22 protein-coding genes are annotated in these 25,761 nt (G+C 73.0%); 16 read left to right on the top strand and 6 right to left on the bottom strand.

Annotation, left to right across the window (positions count from 1 at the left end; genetic code table 11):
- The first annotated feature begins 8 nt into the window (after window positions 1-8).
- From AB0M79_RS02840 to AB0M79_RS02815, 6 genes are read left to right on the top strand one after another with little or no spacing between them, the layout of a single operon-like run.
- Window positions 9-1,034: an ABC transporter ATP-binding protein gene (locus AB0M79_RS02840; RefSeq protein WP_364207166.1), complete on the top strand. Its 1,026-nt coding sequence runs from the start codon at window positions 9-11 to the stop codon at window positions 1,032-1,034.
- Window positions 1,006-2,028, top strand: a complete 1,023-nt coding sequence (locus AB0M79_RS02835; RefSeq protein ID WP_364207164.1) for an oligopeptide/dipeptide ABC transporter ATP-binding protein — start codon at window positions 1,006-1,008, stop codon at window positions 2,026-2,028. The genes AB0M79_RS02840 and AB0M79_RS02835 overlap by 29 nt, the downstream gene beginning before the upstream one ends.
- The gene (locus AB0M79_RS02830; RefSeq protein ID WP_364207162.1) at window positions 2,028-3,032 is read left to right on the top strand and encodes a BadF/BadG/BcrA/BcrD ATPase family protein; all 1,005 of its coding nucleotides are present in this window, start codon (window positions 2,028-2,030) and stop codon (window positions 3,030-3,032) included. Before AB0M79_RS02835 ends, AB0M79_RS02830 begins: the two co-directional genes overlap by 1 nt.
- Window positions 3,029-3,715, top strand: a complete 687-nt coding sequence (locus AB0M79_RS02825; protein WP_364207160.1) for a putative N-acetylmannosamine-6-phosphate 2-epimerase — start codon at window positions 3,029-3,031, stop codon at window positions 3,713-3,715. Before AB0M79_RS02830 ends, AB0M79_RS02825 begins: the two co-directional genes overlap by 4 nt.
- Window positions 3,715-4,422: a GntR family transcriptional regulator gene (locus AB0M79_RS02820; RefSeq protein WP_364207158.1), complete on the top strand. Its 708-nt coding sequence runs from the start codon at window positions 3,715-3,717 to the stop codon at window positions 4,420-4,422. The genes AB0M79_RS02825 and AB0M79_RS02820 overlap by 1 nt, the downstream gene beginning before the upstream one ends.
- Window positions 4,422-6,053, top strand: coding sequence for an FAD-dependent oxidoreductase (locus tag AB0M79_RS02815; protein ID WP_364207156.1), 1,632 nt, complete (start codon window positions 4,422-4,424; stop codon window positions 6,051-6,053). Before AB0M79_RS02820 ends, AB0M79_RS02815 begins: the two co-directional genes overlap by 1 nt.
- Window positions 6,054-6,068: 15 nt before the next feature.
- On the opposite strand, the gene AB0M79_RS02810 is transcribed toward AB0M79_RS02815, so the two are convergent.
- Window positions 6,069-7,853 (bottom strand): ABC transporter ATP-binding protein, encoded by a 1,785-nt coding sequence (locus AB0M79_RS02810; protein ID WP_364207154.1) that lies wholly within the window; start codon window positions 7,851-7,853, stop codon window positions 6,069-6,071.
- Window positions 7,853-9,754 carry an ABC transporter ATP-binding protein gene (locus AB0M79_RS02805; protein ID WP_364207152.1) on the bottom strand — a complete coding sequence of 634 codons (1,902 nt, stop codon included), beginning with the start codon at window positions 9,752-9,754 and terminating at the stop codon, window positions 7,853-7,855. Before AB0M79_RS02805 ends, AB0M79_RS02810 begins: the two co-directional genes overlap by 1 nt.
- 352 nt (window positions 9,755-10,106) lie before the next feature.
- Here AB0M79_RS02805 and AB0M79_RS02800 point away from each other — a divergent pair, with 352 nt between their 5' ends.
- From AB0M79_RS02800 to AB0M79_RS02785, 4 genes are all read left to right on the top strand, one after another.
- Window positions 10,107-11,846 carry a condensation domain-containing protein gene (locus tag AB0M79_RS02800; RefSeq protein WP_364207150.1) on the top strand — a complete coding sequence of 580 codons (1,740 nt, stop codon included), beginning with the start codon at window positions 10,107-10,109 and terminating at the stop codon, window positions 11,844-11,846.
- A gap of 207 nt (window positions 11,847-12,053) precedes the next feature.
- The gene (locus AB0M79_RS02795) at window positions 12,054-12,563 is read left to right on the top strand and encodes a DinB family protein (protein ID WP_357537058.1); all 510 of its coding nucleotides are present in this window, start codon (window positions 12,054-12,056) and stop codon (window positions 12,561-12,563) included.
- A 300-nt stretch (window positions 12,564-12,863) separates the two neighbouring features.
- Window positions 12,864-14,168 (top strand): serine hydroxymethyltransferase, encoded by a 1,305-nt coding sequence (locus AB0M79_RS02790; protein ID WP_364207148.1) that lies wholly within the window; start codon window positions 12,864-12,866, stop codon window positions 14,166-14,168.
- A 72-nt stretch (window positions 14,169-14,240) separates the two neighbouring features.
- Complete coding sequence (locus AB0M79_RS02785; protein WP_364207146.1) at window positions 14,241-16,010, top strand: NAD(P)/FAD-dependent oxidoreductase; 1,770 nt, start codon at window positions 14,241-14,243, stop codon at window positions 16,008-16,010.
- Window positions 16,011-16,019: 9 nt separating this feature from the next.
- On the opposite strand, the gene AB0M79_RS02780 is transcribed toward AB0M79_RS02785, so the two are convergent.
- The 3 genes from AB0M79_RS02780 to AB0M79_RS02770 are packed head-to-tail and all read right to left on the bottom strand — an operon-like array spanning window position 16,020 to window position 18,434.
- Window positions 16,020-17,180, bottom strand: coding sequence for an acyl-CoA dehydrogenase family protein (locus AB0M79_RS02780; protein WP_364207144.1), 1,161 nt, complete (start codon window positions 17,178-17,180; stop codon window positions 16,020-16,022).
- Complete coding sequence (locus AB0M79_RS02775; protein ID WP_364207142.1) at window positions 17,177-18,112, bottom strand: hypothetical protein; 936 nt, start codon at window positions 18,110-18,112, stop codon at window positions 17,177-17,179. The genes AB0M79_RS02780 and AB0M79_RS02775 overlap by 4 nt, the downstream gene beginning before the upstream one ends.
- Before the next feature lie 4 nt (window positions 18,113-18,116).
- Window positions 18,117-18,434, bottom strand: a complete 318-nt coding sequence (locus AB0M79_RS02770; protein ID WP_364207140.1) for a phosphopantetheine-binding protein — start codon at window positions 18,432-18,434, stop codon at window positions 18,117-18,119.
- Between the two features lie 286 nt (window positions 18,435-18,720).
- On the opposite strand from AB0M79_RS02770, the gene AB0M79_RS02765 reads away from it, so the two are divergent.
- Genes AB0M79_RS02765 through dapA form a run of 6 tightly spaced genes read left to right on the top strand, consistent with a single transcriptional unit; the run spans window position 18,721 to window position 24,485 of the window.
- Window positions 18,721-18,978 carry a phosphopantetheine-binding protein gene (locus tag AB0M79_RS02765; RefSeq protein ID WP_357537071.1) on the top strand — a complete coding sequence of 86 codons (258 nt, stop codon included), beginning with the start codon at window positions 18,721-18,723 and terminating at the stop codon, window positions 18,976-18,978.
- On the top strand, window positions 18,978-19,772 hold the full coding sequence (locus AB0M79_RS02760; RefSeq protein ID WP_364207138.1) for an alpha/beta hydrolase: 795 nt from the start codon (window positions 18,978-18,980) through the stop codon (window positions 19,770-19,772). Before AB0M79_RS02765 ends, AB0M79_RS02760 begins: the two co-directional genes overlap by 1 nt.
- Window positions 19,765-21,303: a class I adenylate-forming enzyme family protein gene (locus AB0M79_RS02755; RefSeq protein WP_364207136.1), complete on the top strand. Its 1,539-nt coding sequence runs from the start codon at window positions 19,765-19,767 to the stop codon at window positions 21,301-21,303. The genes AB0M79_RS02760 and AB0M79_RS02755 overlap by 8 nt, the downstream gene beginning before the upstream one ends.
- Window positions 21,300-22,610, top strand: a complete 1,311-nt coding sequence (locus tag AB0M79_RS02750) for a type III PLP-dependent enzyme (RefSeq protein WP_364207134.1) — start codon at window positions 21,300-21,302, stop codon at window positions 22,608-22,610. The genes AB0M79_RS02755 and AB0M79_RS02750 overlap by 4 nt, the downstream gene beginning before the upstream one ends.
- Window positions 22,611-22,658: 48 nt before the next feature.
- Window positions 22,659-23,567 carry a hypothetical protein gene (locus AB0M79_RS02745; protein WP_364207132.1) on the top strand — a complete coding sequence of 303 codons (909 nt, stop codon included), beginning with the start codon at window positions 22,659-22,661 and terminating at the stop codon, window positions 23,565-23,567.
- Between the two features lie 33 nt (window positions 23,568-23,600).
- A complete protein-coding gene (dapA, locus tag AB0M79_RS02740; RefSeq protein WP_357537081.1) occupies window positions 23,601-24,485 on the top strand; it encodes a 4-hydroxy-tetrahydrodipicolinate synthase in 885 nt (294 codons plus the stop codon).
- 58 nt (window positions 24,486-24,543) lie between these two features.
- On the opposite strand, the gene AB0M79_RS02735 is transcribed toward dapA, so the two are convergent.
- Window positions 24,544-25,716, bottom strand: a complete 1,173-nt coding sequence (locus AB0M79_RS02735; protein WP_364207129.1) for a pyridoxal phosphate-dependent aminotransferase — start codon at window positions 25,714-25,716, stop codon at window positions 24,544-24,546.
- Window positions 25,717-25,761: the final 45 nt, after the last annotated feature.

The raw sequence follows: 25,761 nt of genomic DNA, 5'->3' as shown, positions 1-25,761 counted from the left end.
AGGACCCGATGGTCGCACCACCACCCGCCCGCCAGCCACTGCTGGCCGTCGACGACCTCGTCGTCTCGTTCGACGGCCCGCTGGGCACCTACCGGGCGCTCAACGGCGTCTCGTTCCACGTCGACGCGGGCGAGACACTGGCGATCCTCGGAGAATCCGGGTCCGGCAAGTCGGTCACCGTACGCGCCGTCATGGCGCTGCTGCCCCGGCACAGCGCCCGCGTCGAACGCGGCACCATCCGGTACGCCGGCGAGGAGATCTCCGCCAAGCCGGTACGCCGTACCCGGGAACTGTCCGCGACCGAGATCGCCATGGTCTTCCAGGACTCGCTGACCGCGCTCAACCCGGTGGTCCGGGTCGGCCAGCAGATCGCCGAACTCTTCCGGGTCCGGCAGCGCCTCTCCCGCCGGGAGGCGTGGCAACGGGCCGTCGCCGGCCTGGACCGGGTCGGCATCCCCAACGCCGCGAAACGGGCGCACGACTACCCGCACCAGTTCTCCGGCGGCATGCGGCAACGGGTCGTGATCGCCATGGCGCTCGCGCTGCGGCCCAGGCTGCTCATCGCCGACGAACCGACCACCGCCCTGGACGTGACCGTGCAGGCGCAGATCATGGACCTGCTGCGGGAACTGCGCGAGGCCGACGGCATGGCGATGATCCTGATCACCCACGACCTCGGCGTGGTCGCCGACGTCGCCGACCGGGTCGCGGTCATGTACGCCGGCACCGTCGTCGAGTCCGGCCCGCTGCGCGAGGTGTACGACGCACCGGCCCACCCGTACACCCGGGGGTTGATGAACTCGGTCCCGGCCCCGGACCGGCCCGGCACCCGGCTCACCCCGATCGAGGGCATGCCGCCGTCACCACTGCGCCCACCGACCGGCTGCCCGTTCCATCCCCGCTGTCCCGTCGCCCGGGCGAACTGCCGCACCGACCGGCCGGCCCTGCGGATCGTCGCCACCGGCCACGAAGCGGCGTGCCACTACGCGCAGGAGGTGATGACCGGTGTCGACACCGTCAAGGGCGCGGCTTGAGGTCAGGCAGCTCCGGATCACCTATCCCGCCGGCGGCGGCCTGTTCAACCGGGGGCCGGACGTCACCGCCGTCGACCGGCTCAGCCTCACCGTGACCGCCGGCCGCACCCTCGGCCTGGTCGGCGAGTCCGGCTGCGGCAAGTCGACCCTGGCCCGCACCATCGTCGGCCTGCGCCGCCCGGCCGGCGGCGAGATCTGGTACGACGGCCAGCGCGTCGACCACGCCGACGCGGCCCTGCGGCGTCGGCTGACCGCCGAGATCCAGATGGTGTACCAGGACCCGTACTCGTCACTGAACCCGCGCAAGAAGGTGTCGTTCATCGTCACCGAGGGCTGGCGGGCGCACCGCGACCTCGTGCCGCGCCACGAGTGGGCGGACCGGACCGTCGACCTGCTCGCCCGGGTCGGCCTGGCCGCCGAGGTCGCCGACCGCTACCCGCACCAGCTCTCCGGCGGGCAGCGCCAGCGGGTCGGCATCGCCCGGGCACTGGCGCTGTCGCCCCGCATCGTCGTCTGCGACGAGCCGGTCAGCGCCCTCGACGTGTCCGTACAGGCGCAGACCCTCAACCTGCTCGCCGACCTGCGCGAGGACCTCGGCCTCGGCTACCTGTTCATCGCCCACGACCTGTCCGTGGTACGGCACATCAGCGACGACCTCGCCGTGATGTACCTCGGCCGGATCGTGGAGACCGGCCCCGCCGCGGCGGTGTACGACCAGCCCGCGCACCCGTACACCCGGGCGCTGATCTCGGCGGCCCCGGTGCCCCGGCCCTGGGCGGCACCGCCCCGCGAACGGATCGTGCTCACCGGCGAGGTCCCCTCGCCCGCCTCCCCGCCGTCCGGCTGCCGGTTCCGGACCCGGTGCCCGCTCGCCCAGCCCCGGTGCGCGGAGACCGAACCGGAACTGCGGATGGTCGCCGGCCGCGAGGTCGCCTGCCACTACGCCGAGCTGAGCCTGTCCGGCGACACCTCCCTCGACAAGGCGGTGCGGTAGTGGACGCCACCGGCGCGGGCGGCCCCGCACCGGCCCGGCCCGGCGCCGTACGGGTCGGGGTCGACCTCGGCCAGGGCGGCTGCCGCGCCGTCGCCCGGTACGGCACCCGCACCGGCCGCGCCGACACCGGCGGCTTCTGGGGCGACGACCCGGACGCCAGCATCGTCACGGCGGTACGTGACGCGCTCGCCGATCTCGGACCGGCCCCGGACCCGCCGGTGCTGGTCGGGGTCGGGATGACCGGCCTCAACGGACAGCCGCCACGGGTGGACGCGATCCGGGCCGGGCTGCGCGAGCTGGGCCTGCGCGGGACGCTGCGGGTGGCCGACGACAGCGTCACCGCCTATCTCGGTGCGCTCGGGCCGGTCCCCGGCGCGGTCGTCGCCGTCGGCACCGGAGTGGTGGTGCTCGCCGTCGGCGCCACCGTCGCCCGCGCCGACGGTTGGGGCGCCGACCTCGGCGACCGTGGCTCCGGGCACTGGATCGGCCGGGCCGGCATCCGGCTGGCACTGCGCGACCACGACCGCGGCCGGTCGGGCCCGCTGCTGGCGGCGGTCACCGCCGCGTTCGGGCCGGTCGGCGAGCTGCCGGCCCGCTGGCGGGACCGCCCGCCGACCCCGGAACAGGTCGCCGGCTTCGCCACCACCGTCGCCGACCTGGCCCGCGCCGGCCATGACGGCGCCCGCCAGATCTGGGACCGGGCCGGCCGGCTGCTCGCCGAGTCGGTGATCGGCGCGGTACGCCGTGCCGGGCCGGTCGAATCCGAGGTGCCGGTCGCCGGCACCGGCGGCCTCTTCCGCGCCGGCGACCTGCTGCTGGCACCGTTCACCGCCGCGCTGCGCGCCGGCCTGCCGCAGGCCCGGCCGGTACCGGCGGCCGGCGACCCGCTCACCGGCGCGCTCGCCCTGTCCGACGGCTCGGCCGTACCGGCCCCGCTCGCCGCACTCACCGTCCAAGTCGACCTGGAAAAGGTCGACGTCGTAGAAGAGGTTGAACCCCGATGAACGTGGCCGATGCCATCCGTGGACGGCTGGTCGTCTCGTGCCAGGCCCAGGACAGCGACAGCCCGTTCGTGGACACCGCGCACATGATGGCGATGGCGTCCGCGGCCGTGCTCGGCGGCGCCGCCGGCCTGCGTGGACAGGGGATCGCACACGTACGCGGCATGGTCGACCTCGGTGTGCCGGTCATCGGCCTGGTCAAGCGCACCACCCCCGGCAGCTCCGTCTACATCACCCCGACCGTGGCCGACGTGACCGCGCTGACCTCGGCCGGCGCGCAGATCGTCGCGGCGGACGGCACCGGCCGCCCCCGGCCCGGCGGGGAGAAGCTCGTCGACCTCGTGGCCGCCGCGCACGCCGGCGGCGCCCTGTTCATGGCCGACGTGGACAGTCTCGACGCCGCCCTGGCCGCCGTCGACGCCGGAGCCGACCTGGTCGGCACGACGCTGTCCGGCTACACCGCCGGCCCGGTTCCGGAGTGGCCGGACATCGCCCTGGTCGGCGCCCTGGCTCGACACTGTCCCGTTCCGGTGATCGCGGAGGGGCGGTACCGTACCCGTGCCCAGGTATCGGCGGCGTTCGCCGAGGGCGCGTGGGCCGTCGTCGTCGGCACCGCCATCTCCGACCCGGTCCGCACCACGCGCTGGTTCGCGCAGGCCTGCCCACACCCCACAGCGGAGCCGTGATGACCACCAAACTGAGCCAGATCCGCGCCGAACTGCGGCACCGCGTCTCGGCCCTGGCGCCGCACGCGGCGCTGCCCCGCGAGCGGGACCTCGCCGAGGAACTCGGCGTCAGCCGGACCACCCTGCGCCAGGCGCTGCGTGAACTGCTCGACGCCGGCCTGATCTACACCATCCGGGGCCAGGGCACCTTCGTCTCCGACACCCGTATCGCCAAGGACACCAGCCTCAGCGGGTTCAGCGAGGACATGCGGGCCCGTGGCCTCACCCCGAGCAGCAAGATGATCGACGCCGACGCGGTCGTCGCCCGCGACGCCGTGGCCACCGAACTCGGCCTGCCCGAGGGGTCGCTGCTCTACCGGATCGAGCGGCTGCGGCTGGCCGACGGGGCGCCGATGTGCCTGGAAGAGGTGCACCTGCCCGCCGACCTGTTTCCGGGACTGCTGGTCGAGGACCTCGGCGGCGGGCTCTACGAGACCATGAAGGACCGCTACAGCGTCCAGGTCACCGTCGCCCAGCAGATGATCGCCGCCGTCGTACCGACGCGGCGGCAGTGCGACCTGCTGGAGATCCCGGCGACGGCGGCCCTGCTCGAGGTACGCCGCATCGGCTACGACGGGCGCGGCCGGGCGATCGAACGCGCGGTCTCGTTCTACCGGGGCGACCGGTACCACTTCTCACTGACGGCACGACGAGGCGAGGGCGGCTGATGGGCACGGGCACGACGACGGTCGAGGAGTTCACCGACGTACTCGTCGTCGGCGGGGGAGTGGGCGGGATCGCCGCGGCGCTCGCCGCCTGCGAGGGCGGCGCCCGGGTCGTCGTCGTGGAGCCGTACGAGTGGATCGGCGGGCAGCTCACCTCGCAGGCGGTGCCGCCGGACGAGCACCGGTGGATCGAGACGCACGGCTCGACGCGCGCCTACCGGCGCTTCCGGCAGGGCGTACGCGGTCACTACCGCGACTGGTACCCGCTGGCGTCCGGAACGGCCGGCGACCTGCTCAACCCCGGCAACGGCTGGGTGAGCCCGCTGTGCCACGAACCCCGTGCGGCGCTGGCCGTACTCCAGGCGATGACCGCCCCCTGGTGCGCGGCCGGACGGCTGACCATCCACACCCGGGCACAACTGCGGCGGGCGTACACCGACCGGGACACGGTCACCGGCGTCGCCGTACGGCTGGCCGACGGCACCGTACGCCACATCGGCGCCCGGCTGGTGCTGGAGGCGAGCGAGACCGGCGAGTTGCTGGCCCTGGCCGGCATCGAACACCGCACCGGCACCGAGTCGCAGGCGCAGACCGGCGAGCCGAGCGCGCCCCGCGAGGCGGCGCCGCTGAACATGCAGGCGGCCACCGTCTGCTTCGCGCTCGAACATGTCGACGGCGACCACACCGTGGACCGGCCGGCCGACTACGCCCACTGGCGTGACCAGTCGGCGCCGGGCTGGCCCGGCCGGCTCTTCAGCTGGACCTACCCCGATCCGCGCACCGGCGAGCCGGTCACCGGCCGGTTCGTCCCGAACCCACCGGCGACGGCGACGACGTCGATGGAGGAGGCGCTGCTCGCCCCGGAGCTGTGGACCTACCGGCGGATCCTGGACCGGCAGGCGTTCCGGCCCGGCCTGCTGCGCAGCGACGTCACGATCGTCAACTGGCCGATGACCGACTACCTGGACGGGCCGCTGTTCGACGTGCCGGACGCCGAGCGGCACGTCCGGCGGGCGAAGGAGTTCAGCCAGGCGTTCCTCTACTGGATGCAGACCGAGGCGCCCCGGCCGGACGGCGGCACCGGCTTCCCCGGGCTGCGGCCGCGGCCCGACGTGACCGGCACCGCCGACGGCTTCGCGCAGGCGCCGTACATCCGCGAGGCCCGCCGGCTCGAGGCGGTGACGACACCGACCGAGCAGGACCTGTCCGTCGCCGTACGTGGCGACGCCGGGGCGGTGCGCTACCACGACTCGGTCGGCACCGGCCACTACCGGATCGACCTGCACCCGACGACCGGCGGCGACGGCTACCTCGACGTGGCCGCGCACCCGTTCGAGATTCCGCTCGGGGCGCTGCTGCCCAGACGGGTCACGAACGTGGTGGCGGCCGGCAAGGCGATCGGGACGACGCACATCACCAACGGCTGCTACCGGGTGCACCCGGCCGAATGGTCGATCGGCGAGGCGGCCGGCGCGCTCGCCGCCTACTGCCTGGACCGGCAGACGTCGCCGCACGCCGTACGCGACGACGCGAAACTGCTCGAGGACTTCCGGGCCGAACTGGACCGGCGCGGCGTCGACCTGCACTGGCCGGCCACCGTCACCGGTGCGCCCGCTCCAGTCCCGGTGACCTGAGCCGGGCGCCCGGATTCACCGGTAGGCCTCCGCCTGCAGCTCGTACAGCTCCGCGTAGAGGCCGCCGGCCCGGACCAGCGCGGCGTGGTCGCCGGCCTCCACGATCCGCCCGTCGGCGACCACGATGATCAGGTCGGCCATCCGGACGGTGGAGAACCGGTGCGAGACGAAGACGGTGATGGCCCCGGTCTTCGCCGCCAGCTCGCGCGACTGGGCGGCGTACCGCTCGAACAGCGCGTGTTCGGCGGCGGCGTCCAGCGCCGACGTCGGCTCGTCGAGGACGAGCAGGAGCGGCTCCTCGCGCATCAGCGCCCGGCCGAGCGCGAGCTTCTGCCACTGCCCGCCGGACAGTTCGGTGCCCTGGGGGAGGGTCTTGCCGAGCGGGGTCTCCAGCCCGTGGTCGAGCCGGTCCACGACGTCGGTCGCCTGTGCCCGCCCGAGCGCGGCCGACACCGCCGGCCCGGAGGTGATCCGGGGCAGGTCGCCGACGCCGACGGCCTCCCGGGCCAGGAACTCGAAGCGGACGAAGTCCTGGAAGCCGGCCGCGATCCGGGACCGCCACTGTTCGAGCGGGATCCGGCGCAGCTCGACGCCGTCGACGAGGATCTCGCCCCGGACCGGCTGGTAGAAGCCGCAGAGCAGCTTGACCAGGGTGCTCTTGCCGGCCCCGTTCTCGCCGACGATGGCCACGGAGGTGCCGGCCGGCAGGGTCACGTCGACGTCCCGCAGGACCGGGGCGGCGGCGCCGGGATAGCCGAACTCGACACCACGCAGCCGGATGCCCTCGCTGAGCCGGGTCGGCGGCTCGCTGTCGGCGGCCACCGGTTCGGCCGTGTCGATCAGTTCGCGCATCTCGTTCAGGCGTACGAAGGCGTTGGTGATCTGCTGGAACTGCTGCAGCTGGGCCACGGCCGCGGCCACCTGCTGGTTGACCTGGGCGGCGAGGGCGATCGACAGCACCACCTCGCCGACCGTGCGCCGGCCGGCGGCCGCGTCGCGGACCACGAGCAGGATGCAGACGACGTATCCGGCGGCGAAGCAGAGCTGACCGGCGGTCCGCACCAGGGTCGCCGCCTGGTGCGAGCGCCACAGCCGCCGGGTGACGCCGTCCCACAACGACCGGTGCCGGGCCAGCACCTCCCGCTGGAGCCGGAAGACGCGCAGCTCCTTGGCCGGTCCGGCGTCGGTGGTGATCTGGAACAGGCGCTGGGCCACCCGGTCGTCCTGGGCCGTGGCCAGCTTGGCCCGGTCGACCATCCGCTCGGCGATCCGCCCGGTGACCAGGGGCGGTACGGCGGCCAGCGGAAGCAGGAGCAGGAACGGGTTGACCATCGCCAGCAGCACCGCGGTGAGCACCATCGCCACGGCCAGCCCGGCGAGGGCGAGCAGCGCCTCCAGGCTGCTGCGCAGTTGCTGCATCTCGCGGCGGAGCACGGTGAGCTTGTCGGCGTAGTCGGCCCGCTCGTGGTGGGCCAGCCCGGGCGACCCGTTCGCCAGGGCGATGATCTCCCGGTCCATGTGGACCACGTTCAGTTCGGACAGCTCGAAGTGTGCGATGTGGGCGAAGTGGCCCAGGGTGAGCGCGGCGACGGCCAGCGCGGCGACCGTGACACCGGCGGACACGGCGTCGGCCACCCGGCCGTCGAGGGCGGCGTCGATCAGCCAGCGCAGGCCGAGCGCGGTCAGCGGCGCGGCCACCGCACCGGCGATCATCAGCGTGACCGCGACGATCGTCTTGCGCCGGTTCTGGTGCCAGCAGATCGACAGCAGTTGCCGGGCGGTGGAGAACAGGTCCCGCATCAGGCCGCCTTCGCGTCGTCGGTGAACCGGCTCGCCTGCAACCGGAACAGTTCGGCGTAGCGGCCGCCGAGGCGTACGAGCTCGTCGTGCGAGCCCTGCTCGGCGACCCGCCCGTGTTCGAGTACGACGATGTTGTCGGCGTGCCGGACGGTGGAGAACCGGTGTGACACGAGGATCGTGGTCATCCCCTCGGTGAGCCGGACGAACTCGTCGTAGAACTGGGCTTCCGCGCGCACGTCGAGGTTGGCGGTGGGCTCGTCGAGGACGAGGATCGAGGCGCCGTGACGCAGCGCGAACAGCGCCCGGGCGATCGCCACCCGCTGCCACTGCCCGCCCGACAGGTCCACGCCGCCGTCGAGGTGCCGGGCCAGCGGACTGTCCAGCCCCTTGGGCAGGCGGTCGAGGGCGTCGAGGATGCCGGCCGCGTCGGCGGCGGCGCGGATGCCGTCCCGGTCGGACAGGTGCTCCACCGCACCGAACCCGATGTTCTCCGCCGCCGACAGGTCGTGGCGCAGGTAGTCCTGGAAGATGACGGCGATGTGCCGCCGCCACCCGTCGACCGGCAGCTCGCGTACGTCCACCCCGTCGACGCGTACGCTGCCCTTGGTCGGTTCCTGCAGCCGGGCGAGGAGCTTGACGAGGGTGGTCTTGCCGGCTCCGTTGACACCGACGATGGCGGTCGACCGGCCGGCCGGGATGGCCAGCTCCAGCCCGTCGAAGACGGCCCGGTTCTCGCCCGGGTAGCCGAATCCCACGCCTTCGAACCGGATGCCGCTGGCCGGGGCCCGGACCTCGTCCCCGTCGTCCGGGCCGGTCGCCGGGGTCATCGCCCGGACGCTGCTGTCGAAGGTGCGGACCGCGTCGTAGGCGTTCATCCCGAACTGGGTCGGTACGTCGGACTCCGGGTACTGCTCGCCGAGGCGCAGCGCCGCCAGGACCGCCTGAAGGGTGACGACCAGGTTCGTCAGCGGCAGCGCCCCGGCCGCCTCCGCGCCGACCGATCCGAGCAGCGCCGCGGTGACCAGCAGGGCGGCGGCGGCCATCCACAGGTGCGGCTTGAGGAAGACCCGGCGCCGGGCGGCCCAGACCAGCACGATCCACTTCATGTATCCGTCGCGGTAGCGGTCGGCCAGCCAGCCGGCCAGCCCGAAGACCCGGATCTCCTTGCCGCCCGGTGCGCCGGCGGCCACGTCGCGCAGGTAGTCGCTCCGCCGGCGGTCGGCCGCGATGACCCGCCCCACCTGCGAGTATCTGCGTAGCCCGCCGCGCTGCCCGTGGCGCAGGAACATGACCACGGCGGCGACCGCGACGCCCATCAGCCACGAGAAGAACAACCCGATCAGTACGACGTGGCCGGCGAGTTGCACGTACCGGGCGACGAGGGCGAGCAGTCCGGCGCACGCCTTGCCGGGGCTGGTGAAGCCGTGTTCGAGTTCGCGGCCGGCGTCGCCGAGCTCGTTGAGCAGCCGCTGGTTCTCCAGCGGTGCGACGGTCGGGCTGCGCAGCGAGGCCGCCATCAGCATCCGGGTCACCTTGCCGTCGACCCGCCGGGCCACGAGCTCGCCGAGGGCGCTCTGCAGCGGGGCGAGCACCTGCTGGCCGACGAAGGCCGCGGCGGCGATCCAGAAGGCGAGCATCATGTCGGCCCACGCCGCCGAGTCGGCGCCGCCGGTCACCGCGGCGGGCACCTGGCCGAGCAGGACGCTCGTCGCGACCACGAACGCCACCGGCAGCAGTCCGAACACGACGTTGAACAGGGTGAGGGCGACGGTCAGCGGCCAGCCGGCCGTCGGGATCAGTTTCGCGATCTCCCACCGGGGCCGGGCGATCGCGCCGGCATGGACGATCCCCTGCCTGATCCGGTCACGCCGCCGGGGATGGGCTGGGGCGTCGTTTCGCAATTCCGTCTCCAGAACGTGATCGGTGGCGGTGGCGGTGGCGGTCGCCGGCCGGAACGGCGACACCGTGCGGTGCGCACCGTCCTCTTCGGAGCATCGCCGCTCGGGAACGTCACTTCTGCGGGACGTCACTCTGATGTCGCTCGCCGGAACGTGGTGCCACGCCGGCGGCCGGCGCGATCGACGCGTGGCTATCGGACGGACGATACCGCATCACCGGGACGTCGTGCCGCCTCGCCGGAACGGCCGGCGACGCGACTCGTTGACCCCGGTCCGGGCGCGACGGTACGCTCCAGGGCCCGCTGGATCATCAACGACGCCCGCCGATGCGACGACCGGGGACATCATGTGCGCCATGCCGATCCGTCACCTGACGTTCGACGCCGGTGAGTCCGTCACCGCCCCGCTGACCTGGGGCCAGTACGCCATCTGGAAGCCGTTGCAGTGGTTCGGCGACGCCACCGCGTCGTTCAACCTCAGCCGGTCGTTCGAGCTGGCCCGGCCGGTGAGCGGCGAGCGGTTCCTCGACGCCGTACGCGCCCTCGTCGAACGGCACTCGTCGCTGCGTACGCACTTCGTCGACGGCGAGCAGCGGATCGCCGGCACCGGTGAGATGGCGGTCGCCTTCCACCCGCTGCCGGACGGCGCCGACGCCGCCGCCCACGCCGCCGACATCGCCGGGACGCTGACCGCCGACAGCTTCGACCTGACCTCGCTGTGGCCGGTCCGGTTCGCCGCCGTGCTCTCCCCGGCGGAGCAGGTGGTGGCGGTGGTGCTGGTCGCCTCGCACGTGGCGGTCGACAACTGGGCGGTGGAGAGCCTGGCCGAGGACCTGCGGGTGCTGCTCGGCGCCGAACCCGCGCCGGCCGCCGAGCCCGACACCGCCTGGTCGCCGCTCGAACAGCTTGAGTTCGAGCGGTCGGAGGCCGGCCGGCAGTTGGCGGCGGGGGCGCTCCGGCACTGGGGGGAGCGGCTGCACGCCGCGCCCGCGACCATGTTCGACTTCGCGCCGGTGCCGGCCGACGGTCCGCCGATCCACCGCTACCGCATGGTGTCCCCGGCGGTCGCGGTCGCGACGCCGATCCTCGCCGCCCGCTCCAACACCTCCATCTCGACGGTGCTGCTGACGGTCACCGCGCTGTGGCTGGCCGCCTACTCCGGTCAGGACGCCGCGGTGCTCCAGTTGATCACCGGTAACCGCTTCGACGCCCGGCTGCGTGCCCTGCGGGCGCCCACCGCGCAGGACGGCCTGTTCGTGCTGCCACGACAGGACGTCGCGCTGTCGGCGGCCTTCCGCCAGGCGTTCCCGGCGGCCGTACGCGGCTACCGCAACGGCCAGTACCACCTCGACGACCTGGCCGCGCGGCAGGCGGAGGTCGGGCTCGCCCGTGGCCTGCGCTTCGACCTGTCGGCGTACTTCAACGACGCGCGCCGCGACCGCGACTGGGCGCCGCCGGCCACGGTTCCGGACCCGGCCGAGCTGGCTGAGCTGCGGGCCGCGAGCACCTTCAGCCGGTTCGAGTCGCTGCCCCGGCACGACATGAAGTTCATGCTCAGCTTCAACCGGCCCGAGCCGGACCGGTGCGGGCTGGTCCTGCTGGCCGACGGGCGCTACCTGCCCCCGCCGGTCGGGGAGCGGTTCCTGCGTGGCCTGGAACTGGTCGTCTGCACCGCCGTGCACGAGGAGTTGTCGGTCGCCGACGTGGCCAGGCTGTGCGGGGTCGCGCCGGTCGTACGGGGCCCGGACTGGGTCCGTACCCGGGCCGGCTGGACCCGGCCGGAGGCGGTGCGGCGGCTGGTCGCCGGCCTGCTGCCCGGCACCGCGGTGACGGTCGCGTGCCGACCGGCGGCCGGCCCGGAGCAGGTCGTCGACCTGGAGGTCTACGTCGCCGTCGACGGGGCGACGCCCCCCGAACCGCTGCCGGACCTGCACCGCCGGGTGGTCGCGGCGCTGCCGGACGAGCCCGGCGTCGTCGCGCCCGACCGCTACACCCTGTGCCGGGGGCCGGTGGGCCCGGACGCGGACCTGGGGCGGTGGGAGGCGCTGCCGGTCATCGACGACGGCACCGGGCGCCAGGTGCCGGTGTCCCGATGAGACGAAAGGCGCCACTAGTCGTGTCGAAATCATTTCGACGGACGGCTCCATTGCCGATAACCGGGTTTGCCGGCGGTTTCCCCGTCCAGGTCTCGGGCCGGAAACAAGTTTTGCGCACCGGGTGTGAGCGGAAAGGGCCGGGTTCGGGCGCCGTCTGATCGAGGGCCGTGCTTGCACCGTCCGTCGCGCCGTGAATAGCATGGCCGGGTGGGAGACTTCGAGATCCTTTTCGAGCATCACATCTGGGCCACCCGGGCGCTCATCGAGCATTGCCAGACGTTGACGCCCGAACAGCTCGCTCTCTCGACGCCGGGCACGTACGGCGCCATCGTCCCGACGATCACCCACATCATCGCCGAGGACCAGCGGCTCCTGCGGCGGCTCACCGGCGAGGCGGCCGAGGTGCCGGTGGTCGAGGAGGAGTCCTTCACGCTCGCCGAGTTGCACGCGGTGTGGGCCGGGCAGAGCGAGCGGTGGCGCGACGTGCTGCGGCGCCGGGAGGAGATGGAGGTCACGTTGCCGCCGCGCGGCCCGTGGCCCGAGGTCACCGGGGCGCGGCCGCTGGTGCTCCTGGAGGCCCTCCAGCACGGCAACGACCACCGGACGCACGTCTGCTCGGTCCTCGGCGCGCACGGCCTGACCGTGCCGTTCCTGTGTGGCTGGATGTTCTGGCGGTCGACCGGTCGGGTGACCGCGGCGGAACCGGCGACGGCGTAGCGCCGGCCGTCCGCAATTCATCCCGGAATCGGCTGAACGGTCAAGATTCCAGGCATCTCCGATCCAATTTGTGTGGACGGACAGCCCGCCTTTGTCGACGTGTCCGGGCTCGCGTTAATGCGACCGCTGGCCGGCGTGGGAGCGATCCCGCCGACTGTCACCAGTTTTGCCCGATATGGATGGCCGACGCTGTCTACCTCGCCGTCGGCGGCTTCTCCCTCGGCTCATTTGATGGCCGTCCACATGAGTTACATTGGTTAATGCGCAATGAAGATCATCATTGAGTGGGACGGTGGCTGAGTGGGTGAGCCTGTGTCAGGAGTCGACGACGTCTCGGCGCTGCGAGGCGCGGACGCGACCATCGCCCGGATGATCGAAGAGGAGCTGACCCGGCAGTCCACCACCATCAACCTGATCGCCGCGGCGAACTACCTGACCCCGGCGGTGCGGGCCGCCATGCACCCCGCGCTCGAAGCGGTGCACTGCGAGGGATACCCGGGCCGCCGCTACCACCAGGGGCAGGCGGTGTCCGACGCCATCGAGCGGCTCGCCGTCGAGCGCGCCTGCCGCCTCTTCGGCAGCGAGCACGCCAACGTCCAGCCCTACCGGGGCACCATGGCCAACCTCGCGGCGGCGCTGGCCGTACTCCAGCCCGGCGACCCGGTCCTGGGCCTGCAGACCGCCGCGGGCGGCCACTACTCCACCGGCGGCTCGCTGCACCTCATCGGCCGGATGTTCCGGGTGGTCCCGTACGGCCTGCGGCCCGACACCGGCCGGCTCGACCACGACATGATCCGCGCCCTCGCCCACCGGGAGCGGCCCCGCGCCATCTTCTGCGGCGACACCTCGTATCCCCGGCTGTGGGACTTCCGCGCGCTGCGTGACATCGCCGACGAGGTCGGTGCCGTCCTCATCGCCGACATCTCCCAGTCGGCCGGGCTCATCGCCGGCGGCGCGATTCCCAGCCCGGCACCGCACGTCGACATCATGACCGCCGCCACCTACAAGACCCTGCGCGGTCCCCGCGCCGGACTCATCCTGAGCACGGCCGCACTGGCCGACAAGGTCGACCGGGCCGTCTACCCCATCTGCCAGGGCGGGACGAACGTGCGGATCGTGGCCGGCATCGCCGCCGCGCTCGGCGAGGCGCTGACCGACTCGTTCCGGGCCTACACCAGGCAGGTCGTGGAGAACAGCCGCTGCCTCGCCGACAACCTCGTGCTGTGGGGCTTCGACCTGGTCACCGACGGGACCGAGAACCACGCCTGCCTGGCCGACGTACGCCCCATCGGGGTGACCGGCGACGTGGCGGCGCAGTGGCTCTCGGCGGCCGGCATCCTCAGCAACGGCAACCAGATCCCCAACGACCCGAGCGGCCCCCGCCGACCCAGCGGGCTGCGCCTGGGCACGGCGGCGGTCACCACCCTCGGCATGGACCCACCGGTGATCGCGGAGGTGGCCGGGCTGGTGGCCCGGGTGCTGCGCAACGGCGGCCGGCAGAACGCGGTCGAGGAACAGGTACGGGCCAGGGCCGCGGAGATCCGCTACGGCTACCACGCCTGGAACGACGCCTGGTGGGGGCTTGATGTCGAGGAACTGGTCTGATACCGGTAAGCCCGGACCGACCACGCCGCCACGACACCGGCCGGATGTCTCATGTCGACAGGGGAACCACCGATGACCGACAAGGAAGCGCTGAAGCGCCGGTACGCGCTGGAGCGTGACAAGCGGCTACGGCCGGACGGGCCGCTGCAGTACCGCCGGTGGGAAGACGGCCGCCCGGATCCGTTCACCCCGGTCACGCCACGTCCGCCGAAACGCGACCACGTCACCGTCGTCTTCGTCGGTGGCGGCTTCGCCGGCCTGGCCACGTGTGCCCAGCTCAAGCAGGCCGGCGTCGATTCGGTCCGGATCGTCGAGAAGGGCGGCGACTTCGGCGGCGCCTGGTACTGGAACCGGTACCCGGGCGTGCAGTGCGACACCGCCTCGTTCGTCTACATGCCACTGCTCGAAGAGACCGGCTACATGCCGTCGGAGAAGTACGCGCACGGGCCGGAGATCCTGGAGCACTGCCGGCGCATCGGCAAGCACTTCGACCTCTACGCCGACGCGCTCTTCCACACCCAGGTGACGGACCTGCGGTGGGACGGCGACCACTCGCGGTGGATCGTGCGTACGGACCGGGGCGACGAGTTCACCGCCCGGTTCGTCGCACTCGGGACCGGGCCGCTGCACGTACCGAAGATCCCCCGCATCCCGGGGCTGGAGACGTTCGGCGGGCACAGCTTCCACACCAGCCGCTGGGACTACGAATACACCGGCGGCGACCCGCTCGGCGCACCCATGGACCGGCTGCGGGACAAGCGCGTCGCCGTCATCGGCACCGGCGCCACCGCAGTGCAGTGCGTGCCGCCCCTGGCCCGCGACGCCGCCGAACTACTCGTCTTCCAGCGGACGCCGTCCTCTGTGGACGTACGCGGCAACCGGCCCACCGACCCGGCCTGGTTCGCCGAGATCGCCACCCCCGGCTGGCAGCAACGCTGGCTGGAGAACTTCACCGCCAACCAGACCGGCTCCGCGCGCGAGGACCTGGTGATGGACGCGTGGACCGATCTCGCCCGCCGGGCCCGCGACCGGATCCGCAAGCTGCCCCGCACCCAGCTGACCCGCGACGGCATCAACGCCGCGTACGAGGACGCGGACTTCGAGAAGATGGAGGAGATCCGCGCCCGGGTCGACACCGTCGTCGACGACCCGGAGACGGCGCGGCGGCTCAAGGCGTGGTACCGGCAGCTCTGCAAGCGGCCGTGCTTCTCCGACGAATACCTCCAGTCGTTCAACCGGCCCAACACCCACCTGGTCGACACCGACGGGCGCGGCGTCGAGCGCATCACCGCGACCGGGATCGTCGCCGGCGGTGTCGAGCACCCGGTGGACTGCATCGTCTACGCGACCGGGTTCGAGGTCAGCACCCCGTTCACCGAACGTGGCGGCTTCGACATGACCGGTCGCGACGGGCGACTGTCGGACTACTGGGGCGAGGGGATGCGTACCCTGCACGGCATCCACGTGCACGGTTTCCCCAACGCGTTCTTCGTGCAGCCCTCGCACGGCGCCCGCCTGATCGCCAACATCCCGCACAACCTGACCGAGTCGGGGACGACCATCACCGGCATCGTCCGGCACGCCCTCGAGCACGGCCACGACGAGGTCGAGGTGACCCGCGAGGCCGAGGACGCCTGGATGGAGCTGCTGCTGGGCTCGACCAGCAACGTCGGATCGGCCGACTGCACGCCCGGCTCCTACAACAACGAGGGCCAGGACTCCGGCCCCCGGCGGGCGTTCTTCGTCGGATATCCGCAGGGCGCCCAGGCGTTCTTCCGCTTCATCGGGCAGTGGCGCGCGGCGGGGACGTTCGACGGCCTGGAGTTCCGCCGCCGGGATTGACCGACCGGGTCAGAACAGCGTTTTGAGGATCCGCAGCGAGTCGCCGACGTTGTCCAGCAGGCGGTCGTTGCGGATCATCAACGGCGCGCTCATCGCGTCCCGTAGCTGACGGCCGAGGGCGACGTCGGTGTCCAGCAGGTAGGCGTCCAACCCGACCGCGGCCATCGCGCCGACGACGATGTCCACCACCCCACGGGACACGCGTACCTTCAGGCTGTTCAGTTCGACGGCGCCGCGGAGCCCGGCGGACGGTCCGGCCGTACCACCACCCGGCCGGACCGACACCGCCGCCGCCTGCCGCCGGCAGAACCCGTCCAACTCGTAGAAGGCCGCTACCTGCTCGGTGTAGCCCGGCGGCAGCGCGCGTTGCCCACGGCCCGGCCGACGCAGGTGCCGGCCGGCGGTCTCCAGCGCGTCGGCGGCGATGCCCAGCCACACCGCCGACCACAGCACGTGGCTGACCGGGAACATGGTCGCGGCGAGGATCTCCGCGAACGCGGCCGGCAGGACGCCGCCGGCCGCCGCCCGGGCGTCGACGGTGGCGCCGACGCTGGCGGTTCCGCGCAGGCCGAGGGCGTTCCACGGCCGGGTCGCCTCGACCTTCGTCCACTCGCCGGCCGGTGGGTCCGTACGGCGCAACAGGACGAGGACCTGGTCGGTTCCGGCCGCGTCGGGGCCGCGGCGGGCGGTGACCAGCAGGGCGTCGGCCTGCTCCCCGTACGACATGGTGCCGACGTGCTTGCGCAGCCGGACGTGGTCGCCGTCGGCTTCGACGGCGGCGGTGCTGGAGCGGATGTCGCCGCCGTGCCCGTCCTCGGAGGTCCCGGACGCGACGAGCAACTGCCCGGCGGCGGCGGGGCGCAGGAAGTCGCGGCCGGGCGCCCCGCCGTGCGCGACGAGGCACGCGACCTGGATCTGGTGCATCGCGAAGATCATCGCCGTCGACGCGCAGGACTTTCCCAGGATCGTGCAGACGTCGGCGACCTCGGCGACGGTCAGCCCGCCGCCGCCGAGGTCGCCGGGGATCAGCGCGGCGAGCAGCCCCTCGGCCCGCAACGCCGCCACCGACTCGTGCGGGAAGCGGCCCTGCCGGTCGACGTCGTCGGCGTGCCGGCGCAGGACCACCGCCGCCCGCCGGGCGGCCTCTCCGGCGGGCGGCCCGCCGGTCACCGGTCCGCCGCGGCACCGTCGTCGGCCGCCCGGTCCGGCCGGCCGGCACCGAATGCCCGGCGGGTGATCTCCGGCCAGCCCCGCGGACTCGGGCCGTGCTGGAGGAACGCGGCCAGGACGACCCGTTCCAGCCCGAACCCCACGCACGCCGAGACCGCCGGCTGCCCGTCGCCGCCGGTGACGCCGTACGGGCGGGTGAAGTGCGTCTCGTGGTCGTTGACCGAGGCCAGCGCGACGCCGCCGTCGTCGGTCGGGCAGACGTACTCCTGCTTGAGATCGCGTTCGAGCTGCTCGCGGGCGAGCATCCGGCCGCCGGAGCCGAAGAACGGGTCGGTGGCGACCGCCCGCGTGACGGTCAGCCCGAAGCCGGTGAACAGCCGCCCGGCGAAGTCGTGGGCCCGGGCCAGGAACCGGTCGACCGTGGCCCGGTCGCCGACGCAGACGATCTCGTGCATCCGGAACAGTTGCATCCGGAAGGGGTCGTCGCTCGGCTCCCGCCGGAAGCAGTAGCCCATCGTGTCGTACCACTCGCCGCCGCCGACGTCACGGCCGGCGAGGTGGGGGTAGACCGGATAGCAGGCGGCCGGGCACGGTGCCAGCTCCGACGGCCGCAGCAGTTCCTCCCACGCACCGTCGCGGTGCAACCGGGCGGCGACCGCCGTCTCGCGGCCCGTGGTGTCGGCGCAGACGCTGATCGTGCCGGCCAGGTGTGGGAACGAGCGCAGGTAGCCGACCCGGTGCAGTTCGTCGGCGGCGACCGCCGGCGGATACCGGACCACCGCCGCGCCGACCTCGGCGGCCATCGCCGAGACGGCCGAGCCGACCGCGTCCACCAGGCTCTCGAAACGCCCGTCCCGGCCGTACAGGCCGGCGACGGCGGTGGGGAACAGGTAGCCGTCCCGGCACAGCGCCTGCCGAAGCCGCTGGCGCACCGGGTCAGCGGCCCTCGGGAAGGAACGGGGAGACGGCCGCCCACAGCGTCGCCGGGGTCTCGAAGTTCTTGCCGATCAGGACCTCGTCGGGAAACTCGACGTCCCACTCGTCCTGCAGGAGCAGCACCAGCCCGGTCCGGCCGAGGCTGTCCAGGCCGAGCGCGGCGAGGTCGGTGTCCGGCGCTATCCGGTGGCCGCCCGGGACCTCCGGCAGCATCGCGAGGACCGCCTCCTCGAACGCGGACGGCCAGTCGCCGGGCCGCTCGGCCCCCTGGTCGGCGCCGGTGGTCGACGGGGCCGCCGGATCCCCAGTTGTCTGCACGTGCGGGCCTTCCTTCGCTGGCTGGACCGGGCCCGACCGGCGTCGTGGGTCGACGCCCCGTCGAGCCGGTCAACGCCCGTCGATTCCGTTCACGCCCGTCGATTCCACTGTGGCATGCTTGTCGCGGTCCGCAATGGTCCGGGTGGCATCACGATCCTGGTCAACCAGCCGATCGATGTCAATCACCGCAGACCGTAGGGTGAAGCGCGGGCCGTCCGGTGGACCGGGGCCGTAGGGTCGACCGCCCGGTCGGTGGCCGGGCGGGACAGGGCGAGCAGGGAGATCGATGGTGGAGCGGGCGTGGGACGACACCTTCATCACGGTGCTTCGCAAGCATCTGAAGCTGCTTGCCGCGGATGACCCGCTGGCGCCGGACGCGAGCCTGGTCGAGCTGGGCCTCGACTCGCTGGAGATGGTGGGGTTGCTGATCGACCTGGAGTCCGTCTACGGGATCTCGTTCCCGGACAGCGAGATGAACTTCGAGACGTTCGCCAGCGCCGAGCGGCTGTGGGCGGTCGTGGCCCGGCTGCGGGCGGCGGGCTGATGGACCTGACGACCCTTCGTCATCAGGAACGCGGCCAGGGCACCCCGCTGCTGTTGATCAACGGGCACTTCCAGTCCCGGGACAGCTGGGATCCCACGGTCGCCCAGCTCGCCCGGCACTGCCGGACGCTGACCTTCGAGTTTCCCAACCAGGGCTCGTCGCCGACCGACCCGGACATGAACATGATCGCGCACTACGCGAGATACACCGCCGCCTACCTCGACAGCATCGGCGTCGATCCCGCCGACTGCGTGGTGCACGGCTACTCCTTCGGCGGCAACGTCTGCCGCTACCTGCACCTGGAGATGGGTGTCGACTTCCGGGCGATCATCCTCGGCGGGGTGGGTTCGCACCGGCTGGCCGAATACCAGCTCCGCCGCCTGGCAACCTGGAGCGAACTGATCGCCAAGGGCGAGACCGACCTGTTCGTCCGGACGGTGCTGCTGCAGATCTTCTCCCCGGACTTCGTCTGCCGGCACACCCGGCACTTCGACGTCACCATGAAGGCGTTCGCCGGCCAGTACGGCCGGCGCCCGGAAGCCGTGCTCGCGCTGATCGGCGCGCTGGAGGACTTCTTCCGGCTCGGCCGCGACGGGCCGGACACCTACCGCTGCCCGGTCCACCTGGTGGGGTCCTCCGCCGACCTGCTGACCCCGTGGCAGTACGTCGAGGAATACGCCAAGGAGATCGGCAGCGTGAGCACCCACTGCCTGCGCGGCGGGCACCAGACCCGGGTCGAGCACCACCAGGACTTCGTCGACCTGATGACCGAACTGATGGCGCAGTATGGGTGAGCCGACGCGGGACGGGGCACCCTGGGGCGTACGGCTGCACTCCATCCTGGACGATGCCGCCCGGCGGCGCCCGGACGCCCCCGCCGTACGCGACGAGCGGGGCGGCTGGTCGTACGCCGAACTGGCCGACCACAGCCGGCGGTTCGCCCACTGGCTGCGCGAGCGGGGCGTACGGCCCGGCGACCGGGTGCTGCTGCGTACGGCGAACCGCCGCGAGCAGGTGGCCATGGTCTTCGGCGCGGCGCGGGCCGGGGCGATCGCCGTACCGGTGCACCGCGACCTCAAGCCGTTCCTGCTCGCCGACCTGGTCGCCGACGCCGACCCGGCGGTGGTGGTGCTGGAGGACGGCGACACCGACGGCTGGGCGAGCGTCGGCGGCCGGGCCGCCGTCGGCGTCACCGAACTGTGGACGCGCCTGGACGGCACCGGCACCGTCGCCGACGCGCCGGAAGCGGACACCATTCCCGCCGACCTCTGCCTCATGATCTACACCTCGGGCAGCACGTCGCGGCCCAAGGCGGTGACGTCGAGCCACGCGCAGGTCCACTTCGCGACGCTGGCCATCGCCGAACGCCTCGGCTACCGCGCCGACGACGTCGTCTTCGTCCGGCTGCCGCTGTCCTTCGACTACGGCCTCTACCAGGTGTTCCTCGCGGCGCTCAGCACCGCGTCGGTCGTCTTCAGCGACTCGGGGCCGGACCTGACCCTGGACCGCCAGATCCGCGCCGCCGGAGCCACGGTGGTGCCACTGGTGCCCTCGATCGCGGCCACCCTCACCGCGCTCGCCGAACGCGTACGCCCCGGCGCACCCCAACCCGCGCCGAGCCCGGTCCGGCTGTTCACCAACACCGGCGCGGCGATGTCCGCGCAGACCATCGACCGGCTGCGGCGGGCCTACCCGGACGCGCGGATCTGCCTGATGTTCGGCATCACCGAGTGCAAGCGGGTCACCATCGGCGAACCCGACGGCGACCTGACCCGCCCGAACTCCGTCGGTCGGCCGCTGCCCGGCACCCAGGTGCAGATCCTGACCGAGGCCGGAACCCCGGCCCCGGCCGGCGAGGTCGGCGAGATCGTGGTCCGTGGCCCGCACGTGATGACCGGCTACTGGCGGGCGCCCGAACTGACCGCCGCCCGGTTCCGGGCCGATCCCCGCACCGGCGAACGCCGGCTGCACACCGGCGACTACGGCTACCTCGACGCGGACGGCCACCTCTACTTCACCGGCCGGCGCGACGACATCGTGAAGCGGCGCGGCCTGCGGGTAAGCCTCATCGAGATCGAGTCGGCGGTCAGCCGGGTCCCCGGCGTCAGCCAGTGCGCGGCGGTGCACGACGCCGACGGCGACCGGCTCGACGTCTACGTCACCGGCACGGTCACCGCCGACGACGTCCTGCGCCAGCTCGGGCAGTGGCTCGACCCGGCCCGCCGCCCCGACTCCTGCCACCTGGTGGACCGGCTGCCGGTCACCGGCAACGGCAAGATCGACCGGGCCGCCCTGCGGCGGCGTACCGAGGAGCTACCGGCATGACCCCGAACGGCGTACGACCGGCCGACGCCACCGGAGCCGGCGACCGGGCCGGCCACCCGGCGGCCCCGACCACGGTCGCCGCACCCGACCACGCGGCGCTCGCCCGCCGGTTCGGCACCCCGGCCTACGTCTACGACCTGGACGAGGTGACCCGCGCGCTCGGGGACCTCTCGGCCAGCCTGCCCACCGGCACCCGCGTCTACTACTCGCTGAAGGCGAACCCGCATCCGGCGCTGGTGGCGGCCCTGGTGTCGGCGGGCTGCCACCCCGAGATCACCTCGTCCGGCGAGGTCGACGTCGCCCTCACCGCCGGCGCCGACCCGGCGGACTGCCTCTACACCGGGCCGGGCAAGACGCCCGGGGCCCTCGCGTACGCGCTCGACCGGGGGGTCCGGGTCTTCTCCGTCGAGTCCCGCACCGACCTGCTCCGCCTCGACACCGCCGCCACCGGGCACGGTGTCCGGGTCGACTGCCTGGTCCGGGTCAACGGGTCCGCGGCCGGCGGCTCCGGACTGCGGATGACCGGCACGGCCAGCCAGTTCGGCGTCGACCTCGCCGACGTACCGGCACTGCTGGACACGGCGGCGCGCTGCCCCGCCGTGACCGTCCGGGGCGCGCACTTCTACTCGATCACCAACGCGGCCACCGAGGAGGCCCTCGTCGCCGAGCTGTGCGGCAGCATCCGCACCGCCGCCTGGCTGCGGGAGAAGGGCCTGCCGCTGGAGGTCCTGGACATCGGCGGCGGCTTCGCCGCACCGTACGCCCGGCCGGGGGAGCGGGTCGGCTACCCCGGGCTGGCCGCCGCCCTCACCGCCGAACTCGACGACCGGGTCGCCGGGTGGCGCGACGGCGACCCGCGGATCGCCGTCGAGACCGGGCGGCACCTGGTCGGGACGTCCGGCACCCTGCTGACCACGGTGCTCGACGTCAAGGACAGCCACGGGCGCCGGTTCGCCGTCCTCGATGCCGGCATCAACCACCTCGGCGGCCTGTCCGGCCTGCGCCGGCTGCTGCCGACCTCCGCCCAGCCGATCCAGGCCGTGGCGAAGGAGGCCGACGACGCCGGGGTCGACCTGGCCGGGCCGCTGTGCACCCCGCTCGACATGCTCGGCCACGGGCTCGGCCTGCCGGGGCTCGCCCCGGGCGACGTCCTGGCCATCCCGAACGTGGGCGCGTACGGGCTGAGCGCCAGCCTGCTCGGCTTCCTCAGCCACCCGGTGCCGACCGAGGTCGTGGTGGCCGGCGGCCGGGTCGTCTCCGCGTCGCGTATCGAACTGCGGCGCGAGCCCGTCCCGGCCGGCGACTGAGACCGCTGGCCCGCCCGGGCGTGGCCCGGAACCGGAGAGGAGGTGTCCGTGGCGGACATCCATCTGTCGTCCATCTCGTACGTCCACGGCGACCCGCGCCCCGTCGTGGGGCTCGGCGAACCCGGCTGCGACGACGAGCGGCTGAGCCAGGACGGCCTGCGCGACTACCGGGAGACGACCGCGTCGTCCCTGGAGATGGCGTGTGACGTCGGCGCGAAGACCCTGGCGGCGGCCGGGGCCAGCCCCGACTTCGTCCTCTACGCCACCGAGACACCGCAGGAGAGCGAGGACGCGCTGTCCACCAACGCCCGGTTGGCCGTCGCGCTGGGCATACCCGGCACGGTCGTGCTCAACCTGGCCGGGCACGGCTGCGGCAACCTCGGGCTGCTGGTCCAGGTCGCCGACGCGCTGCTGAGCCGCCACCCGACCGGCTCGGCCCTGATCGTCACCGCCGACCGGGTGGCCAGCGGCCGGGGCCGGATGATGACCGGCCCGCTGTCGGTGCTCAGCGACGGCGCCGCCGCGGTGCTCGCCACCCGGGAGGCTCCCGCCGCCCGGCCGGCGCTGCGGGTGCACGGCGTCGCCGTACGCACCGACGCGCAGGGCGGCACCGCGGACGTCAGCCCCGCCGGGCAGCGCCGGACGGTCCTGCTCGGCCGCTCGGCCGCCGCCGGCCTGAAGGAGGTGACCGGCCTCGGCCCGCGCGACTACACCCACGCGCTGTTCAACAACTACCGGCTCTCGTCGCAGCGGTTCCTGGCCGGGGCCGCGGGGTTCGCGGCGGCCCAACTGGTGCCGGGACCGGTGGCCGATCACGGACACAGCTTCGCGGCCGACCTGTTGGTAAACTGCGCCCTGTTCGCCAGGGCCGGCACGTTCGAGCCGGGTGCCAGGCTCGCTCTCTCGGCAACGGGACCCAATTCGTGGGCATTGATAGACGTTGAGGTCGTCGGCTGACCGGCGACCGGGATCAAGAGCGAAGGTTGATTGATGACCAAGTTGGAAGGCGTGTACCTGCCCCTGGTGACACCGTTCTACGACGGTGCCGTCGACCTGGAGTCGCTGCGGCGGCTGGTCGATCACTACTCGGGCTTCGGGCTGGCCGGTCTGATCATGATGGGCACCACCGGCGAGAGCCCGACCGTCGAGCCCGACGAGCAGCGGGCGGTGGTGGTCGAGACCATCCAGGCGGTGGCGGGCGCCCTCCCGGTGTACGTCGGTGTCGGCGGGAACTCGACCCGGCACGTCGCCGCCGGCATCGCCTCGTACGAGTCGCTGGACGTCGCCGGATACCTGGTCGTCACGCCGTACTACAACCGGCCCCCGGCGGACGGCCTCGTCGAGCACTACCGGGCGGTCGCCGGTGAGACCGAACGGCCGGTCATCGTCTACAACGTCCCGTACCGGACCGGGGTCAACCTCTCCAACGACGCGCTGTTCGAGATCGTGGCGGCCGCGCCCAACGTACGCGCGGTCAAGGACTCCACCGGCAACCTCATGCAGAGCCTCGACCTGCTGCACCGGGCGCCGTCGGAACTGTCGGTCCTCACCGGCGAGGACCCGATGTTCTTCACCAGCCTCGCCAACGGTGCCGCCGGCGGCATCCTCGCCTCCTCGCACCTGGCGACCCGGACGTTCGTCGAGGTCGCCGACGCCATCGCGAAGCAGGAGCTGGTCCGGGCCCGGACCGCCTGGGGCACCATCAGCCCGATGATCCCGTCGTTGTTCGGCGAGTCCAACCCGATGCCGCTGAAGTACTGCCTGTGGCGGCAGGGCCTGCTGCGTTCCCCGGAGTGCCGGCTGCCGCTGACCCGCGTGTCGGCCGGGCTGGCCGCGACGCTGGACGAGCTGACCGCCCAGCTCGCCGCGGCCTAGCGATCCCTCGCACCGGGCGCCACCGGGTGGTGGCGCCCGGGCGCGGTCCGCGCCGGTGTCAGATGGCGGCGACGAGCCGGTCGAGTGCGGTGGCCAGCCGTTGCGGATCCTGCGCGAAGCAGATCCGGAACCAGCCCTCGTTGCCGGGACCGAACGCCGAGCCCGGCGCCAGGCCGACGCCGGCCCGGGCCACCAGGTCCTTGGCGTACGCGAGATCGTCCTCGACCCCGTCGATCCGGAAGAAGGCGTAGAAGGACGCGGGCACCGGCGGCGCCGAGACCCGCGCGATCCGGCCGAGGGCGTCGTCGACCATGTTCCGGCCGTCCAGGCAGCGGGCCATCAGCTCGCCGACGAACGGTTCGCCCTGCCGGATCGCGGCGACGCCGGCGTGCTGCACGAACGTGGCCGACCCGGTGCTGTTGATCGCGCTCAGGTTGCCGACCTGGTGGGCGAGTGCCGCCGGATGCACCAGCCAGCCCAGCCGCCAGCCGGTCATCGCCCACGTCTTCGAGAAGCTCTGCACCACGAATACGGCGTCGTCGTCGCGGGCCACCTCGAGGAAGGAGGGGGCGGCGAACGAGCCGTCGTACACCAGGCGGTTGTAGACCTCGTCCGAGATGATCCACGTGTTGTGCTGCCGGGCCAGGTCGAGCAGTTCCCGCTGCTCGTCGGAGGTCATCGTCCAGCCGGTCGGGTTGCCCGGCGAGGCGACGAAGATCGCCCGGGTCCGCTCGTCGCAGGAGGCGTCGACGGCGGACAGGTCGAGCGACCACCGGTCCTGCTCGGCGTCGAGCTGGACGAAGCGGACCTCGGCCCCCAGTGCCTCGATCGCGATGACGATGTTGGGCCAGATCGGCGCGACCACCACGACGTTGTCGCCCGGCTCCACGAGGCACTGCAGGGCGATCATGATCGAGGTCATGCCCGACGAGGTCGCCGAGATCCGGTCCAGGTCGATGTCGAGGCCGTGGGTGCGGTGGTGGTATTCCTGGATCGCCGCCCGCAGCGGCGCGATGCCGCGCCGGTCGGCGTAGGTGGTCTTGCCCTCCCGCATGGCCTGCTCGGCCGCCTCCCGTACGACCGTCGCGGTCGGCAGGTCCGTCTCACCGAAGCAGAGGCTGATCGCGCCCGGGTGGCTGCTGGTGACCTTGGCGACCTCGACGATCCGCTGGCTGCGCATGTGCGCCAACGCCGGGCGGAACGGCAACGTGTGTGGCGTGGCCTGGGCCATGTCGACTCCTCGGAAGCGGCGTGGGACGGACGGCCTCCCGGCCGG

Source organism: Polymorphospora sp. NPDC051019 (assembly GCF_040683055.1).
Classification (GTDB): domain Bacteria; phylum Actinomycetota; class Actinomycetes; order Mycobacteriales; family Micromonosporaceae; genus Polymorphospora; species Polymorphospora lycopeni.
The sequence above is the reverse complement of the archived record's forward strand: the minus strand, read 5'-3'. Positions and strand labels throughout refer to the sequence as shown.

Excerpts from the sequence above, each read along its gene's own strand:
- AB0M79_RS02840 (WP_364207166.1), top strand. The coding sequence starts at position 9 with ATGGTCGCACCACCACCCGCCCGCCAGCCACTGCTGGCCGTCGACGAC.
- AB0M79_RS02825 (WP_364207160.1), top strand. The coding sequence starts at position 3,029 with ATGAACGTGGCCGATGCCATCCGTGGACGGCTGGTCGTCTCGTGCCAG.
- AB0M79_RS02820 (WP_364207158.1), top strand. The coding sequence starts at position 3,715 with ATGACCACCAAACTGAGCCAGATCCGCGCCGAACTGCGGCACCGCGTC.
- AB0M79_RS02815 (WP_364207156.1), top strand. The coding sequence starts at position 4,422 with ATGGGCACGGGCACGACGACGGTCGAGGAGTTCACCGACGTACTCGTC.
- AB0M79_RS02810 (WP_364207154.1), bottom strand. The coding sequence starts at position 7,853 with ATGCGGGACCTGTTCTCCACCGCCCGGCAACTGCTGTCGATCTGCTGG.
- AB0M79_RS02800 (WP_364207150.1), top strand. The coding sequence starts at position 10,107 with ATGCCGATCCGTCACCTGACGTTCGACGCCGGTGAGTCCGTCACCGCC.
- AB0M79_RS02785 (WP_364207146.1), top strand. The coding sequence starts at position 14,241 with ATGACCGACAAGGAAGCGCTGAAGCGCCGGTACGCGCTGGAGCGTGAC.
- AB0M79_RS02765 (WP_357537071.1), top strand. The coding sequence starts at position 18,721 with ATGGTGGAGCGGGCGTGGGACGACACCTTCATCACGGTGCTTCGCAAG.
- AB0M79_RS02760 (WP_364207138.1), top strand. The coding sequence starts at position 18,978 with ATGGACCTGACGACCCTTCGTCATCAGGAACGCGGCCAGGGCACCCCG.
- AB0M79_RS02755 (WP_364207136.1), top strand. The coding sequence starts at position 19,765 with ATGGGTGAGCCGACGCGGGACGGGGCACCCTGGGGCGTACGGCTGCAC.
- AB0M79_RS02750 (WP_364207134.1), top strand. The coding sequence starts at position 21,300 with ATGACCCCGAACGGCGTACGACCGGCCGACGCCACCGGAGCCGGCGAC.
- dapA (WP_357537081.1), top strand. The coding sequence starts at position 23,601 with ATGACCAAGTTGGAAGGCGTGTACCTGCCCCTGGTGACACCGTTCTAC.
- AB0M79_RS02735 (WP_364207129.1), bottom strand. The coding sequence starts at position 25,716 with ATGGCCCAGGCCACGCCACACACGTTGCCGTTCCGCCCGGCGTTGGCG.